Genomic DNA, 5,825 nt, shown 5'->3' on the forward strand with positions numbered 1-5,825 from the left:
ATATCCGTATTAAAAATATAAATATACGCTTCAAATAGACATACACAATGGAAATTTATGGGCGTCTTAAAAAGATCGAAGATGTTTATTCTGAAAATTATATAAAAATAGAGAATCATGGAGTAATTTTTAATAATAAAACCGCTGCACTGGTTGGCATGGATGGTACCATTGACTGGGCATGCCTGCCAAATTTTGATTCAGAACCACTCTTCGATTCAATACTTGATGCAGACCGTGGTGGGTATTTTTCCATCAGACCGAATCGTTCTGGATTGATGGTGAATCAGTATTATGAGGAGCTCACAAATATATTGGTAACAGAATTTTATGATGAAAATGGAATAATAGTAAGAATAACTGATTTTCTTCCCGCATCAGAGTATGCAACAATAAACATGCCGGAAATACACAGATTTATTGAACCATTTGAGGATAATATTAAAATCACGATTAAAATTAAACCCAGTTTTAATTACGGTAAAATTAAACCATCGGTGGAGCATAATAAAAACGGATATATATTTAGATCATTAAATAAGACAGTTGGGGTGTCAAGCAATTTTAATTTTAGGCAGGATGGGGATACAATATACGGAACCTTCCAGATGAAAAGAACTGGCTATAACTGGATTGTTGTTTCCACAGGCATAACGCATATAAATAATATTTTAGAATACAAATCAATAGAACGGTTAAACGAAACAAGAAAGTACTGGAAAGCATGGTCAAATAAGTTAAATTATGAGGGAATATATGGCAAATATGTCTTAAGATCGGCACTCACACTAAAGGGTCTATTTTATGACCCAACAGGCATGATGGTGGCAGCACCAACAACAAGCCTGCCCGAATCAATTGGTGGTGACCGAAACTGGGATTACAGATTTACCTGGATTAGGGATACTGCCTATGTTATAGAGGCCCTATCCTTAATTGGTTTAAACGGTGAGGCCACAAAATTTATCTATGATATCATGTATAAAATAAATAAGCAGAAGGCAATTAAAACAATTTATGAAATTAATGACGAATCCATATTAAAGGAAAAAGTACTTGATTATTCTGGCTACAGAAACTCAAGGCCTGTAAGGATAGGCAATAAGGCATCTGGCCAGTTTCAGCTGGATCAGTATGGCTCAATAATAAATGCTATTTACCACTTTTCACTTGCAGATGGAGTAATAACCACACAGTTATGGGACTTTGTTCTTGGCATTCTTGAAAAGCTTGAGGTAATATGGAAGTACCCTGATTCAAGCATATGGGAATTTAGAACAGAACCCAAACATTATGTTTATTCCAAATTAATCTCATGGTCTGCATTTCACAGGGCAATTTTAATGGGCAAAAAACTCGGATACTCTGCACCATATGAAACATGGAGAAAGGTGGAGAAAGAAATAAAGGAGGATATATTAAAAAATGGTTATAACAATGAAATGGAGTGCTTTGTCCAGTCCTATGACTCCAAAAATATTGATGCATCACTTCTAAGACTTCCTTTAATGGATTTCCTTAATATAAAGGATAAACGTGTTATAAATACAATCAGGTGCATAGAATCAAATTTAATGACCCCAAACTACCTGTTTTTAAGATATAATAAGGACGATGGTTTAAAATCAATGGATAATCCATTTTTATTGCTAAGCTTCTGGTATGTGGAAGATCTTATTTTAATGGGCAGGACCGAGCATGCAAAAAAAGTTCTTGAAACGCTTTTATCAAAATCAAACCATCTTTATTTATTTTCTGAAGAGATAAATCCCAAAACCGGCAGCCTGCTTGGCAATTTCCCACAGGCAATTACACACCTGGGTGTGATTAGGGCCATTGCACGCCTTAATTCAGCACTTAAAGACTGATAAATATAACCACGCTTCATTATTAAATATCACATTTTTTTAATAATTAAATTAGCATTAAATATAAAAAAAATATATACTAATCTATGACAGGAAATATAAAAATCAATGAGCCGCCCCCAAGACCACAGATAGGCCCACCGGGAAAATCCCTTAAGTATAACGTTAAGCATACCATACTTGTTATGAGCGGTAAGGGGGGTGTTGGCAAATCAACTTTTTCCACAAACCTTGCCGTGACCCTCGCATCTCAGGGTTTAAAGGTTGGATTGCTTGATGCCGACATAAGCGGACCTGATGATGCAAAAATACTTGGCATTGAAAATGAAAAGATCTATGGAGATGAAAACGGGAAAATACTTCCGGTTGAGACGAAATATGGTGTAAATGTGATATCAATGGCAATGACCCTTCCAACATTTGACACACCTGTTATATGGAGGGGCTCCATAAGGCACAAGGCACTGCAGCAGTTCCTTGAGGACGTTAAATGGGATGGAAGGGATCTCCTTGTAATAGACCTGCCTCCAGGAACAGGTGATGAACCTTTAAGCATATGCCAGATGATACCAAATGCAGATGGTATAATAATAGTGATTACACCACAGGATGTTGCGTTACTGGATGCAAAAAAGGCCATAAATTTCGCAAGGAAGGTTAACATACCAATACTTGGAATAGTTGAAAATATGAGTGGATTTATATGCCCACACTGTGGTTACGAAACTGACATATTTAAGAAGGGTGGGGCTGAAAAAATAGCACAGGAATATAATATCCCATATCTTGGAAATATACCATTGATGCCCGAAATAGTTGAGGATTCCGATGCAGGAATTCCCGCAGTATCAAAAAATGAAAAATTAATGGAGTTTTTTAAAAAGGTATCAGAAAATCTTCTGAAAAATCTAAAGAATGATTAAATGATAAAAAATTAAATTATTTTTTATAAAAAAATATAATTACGTTCATTATATTATGTGCTCATGCTAATATTTGATGATTATAAGGAAATAATACTAAAAAGGTTAAGGGAATTATATCCAGATATATCACAGAACGATGTTGAACTTGGCAGGGATTATGGTGATTTTACACTTAAAATATTCAAATTAAAGGAAGACCCGAAAATTATATTAAAAAAAATAAAGGAAAATCTTTCTGAGGATTTTATCGAAAGAATAGATTTACAGGGGAATTACATAAATTTTTTTATAAGGCCTGAAAATATGCTTGGTATAATATATAATTCCATTAAAGACTTTGGATATTTTCCAAATACATTTCAGGATACGTCCAAGGTTTTAATAGAGCATACAAGTGCCAATCCAACCGGTCCAATACATGTCGGTAGGATTAGAAACTCAATTATTGGTGACTCCATATATAAAATTCTTGAGAGGTACGGCTACAGGTCATGCACACAGTATTTTGTTAACGATTCTGGAAAGCAGGTAATATCTCTTTATCTTGGGCATGTAAAGTATCATAAAAATGAGAAACCGGATCTGCAGAACCTTCTTGATGGATACCAGAGAATTTACCGCGAAATGGAGACCAATAAATCTATAGAAAATGAAATAGAGGCACTTGCGGAAAGATACGAAAAGGGGGATAAGGAATTAATAGATAATATACAGCACGTCGCATCAATTGTTCTGGATTCTGTAAAATCATCACTTAAAAAGATAGGTATTGAAATATCAACATATGTATGGGAATCAAACTTTATATTATACGGTGACGTTAATAAAATGCTTGAATCAATATCTGAAAATCTAAAAAGTGAGGGGAGTGCAAAATACATTGAGATTGGTGATAAAAAAATATTCCTTACAAGGGCTGACGGTACATCATTATATTTTTCCCGCGATATTGTTTATCATCTATTTAAGCAGGAAAATTTTGACTGGCTTGTTGATGTTCTTGGCGAGGACCACAAGGATCATGCAAAAAATCTTGAATATGTTTTAAAAACATTTTTTGATTTTCAGTCTAAAATAGACTTTGTTTTTTATGGATTCGTATCACTTGAAAATGGGAAGATGTCAACAAGAAAGGGGAGAATAGTCACACTTGACGATCTTTATGAAAAAACCATTGAGGAATCTGTAAAAATTATAAAGGAAAAGAGGCCGGATTATGATGAAAATTTAATAAAAAATGTGAGTGAGGCCATAGCCGCATCATCAATAAGATTTAATATTGTACGTGTAAATGCCAACAAGCCAATAGTATTTAAATGGTCTGAGGCATTAAATTTTGAGGGGGATTCAGCACCTTATATAATGTATTCATATGCAAGGGCGTGCAGTGTTCTTAGAAAATCATCAAAATCAGGGGGAGAGCTGGGTAACGATTATAATAAATATGAGAAGGATTTAATCAGGGTAATGTATTCATATCCATATTCATTAAAAAGCGCTGTCGAATTCTTAAGGCCCGATATAATCGCCAATTATCTTTTGAATTTATCAAAGGCATTTAATGAATTTTACTTAAACTGTCCTGTTATAAACACCCCTGAAGAGTCAAAAAGAATTCTGCTTATAATGGTGTACAAAAACATTATGGAGGATGCCTCAAAGCTTATAGGCATAAAGCTTCTTGATGAAATTTAAAATTATAAATTAAATTATAAAGATCAAACCTTTTTAATTGTATAATCTGTTTCACCCAATTTTTTCCTGGTTATTAAATAATAAAATACTGGAATGGTAACAAAGAAGGTTAGGGGAATCTGCAACAAAAGTGTATAAATTTTTAAAAGTTTACAACTGTGCTGGAAGGCACCATAAAATGAAATTAAAACTCCCATAATTAATTCATAGGTTAAAATAATCAACATTATTTATGGAAAATGGAATTTAAAATAAAAATCAAAAAACCATAAAATAATACCGACAAATGGCACCCACATAAAATCATAAAGATATGAGAATAATATAACAGCGGTCGAATTCATATTAAATATACATTTACGGCTTACAAAAAAATGGTGGATCCACCGTCCTCTCCGTGCATAAAAATCCTTTAAATTTAATGCAGGGGCTATATATATTATACCGGGTATATATCCATATTTATATCCCTCAAAATGTATCCTTTGGCCCATCAAAAGGTCCTCAGCTGCTATTGGTCCAAAGTCCCACCCCAATTTTGCCTCTATATCGGCCCTTATTGTTAAACCTTCTCCCCCTACTGAAAGTGGTTTGAACTTTTTGTTTGCATAAATAAGCAATGCATCTGTAAACGTAACTCTCTGAAAATTTGCTATGGTCGAAATAATACAGTTTTTATATTCACGCAATCTTATTGTTCCTTGGCCAGCATCAAATGGCATTGCCATGACATTTTTAATATACAATTCATCAGGAATATTATCATCATCTATATGAAGTGTATATGTATTTGATCCTATATTATTTTTTAATAGCCATTCAGAATAATACTGTAATGCTCTTTGTTTGTTTTTACTACCATTCTTTGTTTTATAGTCGGCAGGTACCCTTAGAATCTCAGCATCGTATCTATATAAATCATAGTATTCAGTTAATACTATAATCCTCGTGTTTATTGAATATGATTTTAATGTTTTTATAATATTAGCCACGACTTCCTGTGCCTCACCCTTTGTGGTTATTAATATAATTACATTCCTTCCATTCACAGGATTACCGAGGCTGTGATTCCAGGAATTGTAGTTTTTTATTAATAAGTATGGCAAAATAATTGCAGAAGGAAACATCAAAGCGCAAATAAAAGCATTTAATATAAACAAAATCAGAAAAATCATTTAAACCACCTTTTAAAATCATCTTTCCTGTTTACCACATATTAGTAATATATTACAAATCAATATACCAGAAAGAAAGCCACCGAGTTTATTATGAATTTCTGGAATTTAAATACAAATATTCAACAAATAATATTTTTTGAAACATTTTTAGAACTAAA

Annotated in this window: 4 protein-coding genes; 3 read left to right on the forward strand and 1 reads right to left on the reverse strand. The window is 33.3% G+C overall.

Annotated features, from left to right (window positions below; all coding sequences use genetic code 11):
• The first annotated feature begins 47 nt into the window (after positions 1–47).
• The 3 genes from AOG55_RS01455 to argS all read left to right on the forward strand — a co-directional run bounded on the left by AOG55_RS01455 (position 48) and on the right by argS (position 4,489).
• Positions 48–1,868, forward strand: a complete 1,821-nt coding sequence (locus AOG55_RS01455; protein ID WP_055032309.1) for a glycoside hydrolase family 15 protein — start codon at positions 48–50, stop codon at positions 1,866–1,868.
• Between the two features lie 86 nt (positions 1,869–1,954).
• Positions 1,955–2,791: an Mrp/NBP35 family ATP-binding protein gene (locus tag AOG55_RS01460; RefSeq protein ID WP_048101866.1), complete on the forward strand. Its 837-nt coding sequence runs from the start codon at positions 1,955–1,957 to the stop codon at positions 2,789–2,791.
• Between the two features lie 63 nt (positions 2,792–2,854).
• The gene (gene argS / locus AOG55_RS01465) at positions 2,855–4,489 is read left to right on the forward strand and encodes an arginine--tRNA ligase (protein WP_048101865.1); all 1,635 of its coding nucleotides are present in this window, start codon (positions 2,855–2,857) and stop codon (positions 4,487–4,489) included.
• A gap of 230 nt (positions 4,490–4,719) precedes the next feature.
• On the opposite strand, the gene AOG55_RS01470 is transcribed toward argS, so the two are convergent.
• A complete protein-coding gene (locus AOG55_RS01470) occupies positions 4,720–5,538 on the reverse strand; it encodes a glycosyltransferase family 2 protein (RefSeq protein WP_162216743.1) in 819 nt (272 codons plus the stop codon).
• Between the last annotated feature and the right edge of the window lie 287 nt (positions 5,539–5,825).

It is taken from the genome of Acidiplasma cupricumulans (assembly GCF_001402935.1).
Lineage (GTDB): Archaea > Thermoplasmatota > Thermoplasmata > Thermoplasmatales > Thermoplasmataceae > Acidiplasma > Acidiplasma aeolicum.

What these genes read in the sequence shown, in the direction of transcription:
- AOG55_RS01460 (WP_048101866.1), top strand. Translation starts at nt 1,955, where the DNA reads ATGACAGGAAATATAAAAATCAATGAGCCGCCCCCAAGACCACAGATA.
- argS (WP_048101865.1), top strand. Translation starts at nt 2,855, where the DNA reads ATGCTAATATTTGATGATTATAAGGAAATAATACTAAAAAGGTTAAGG.
- AOG55_RS01455 (WP_055032309.1), top strand. Translation starts at nt 48, where the DNA reads ATGGAAATTTATGGGCGTCTTAAAAAGATCGAAGATGTTTATTCTGAA.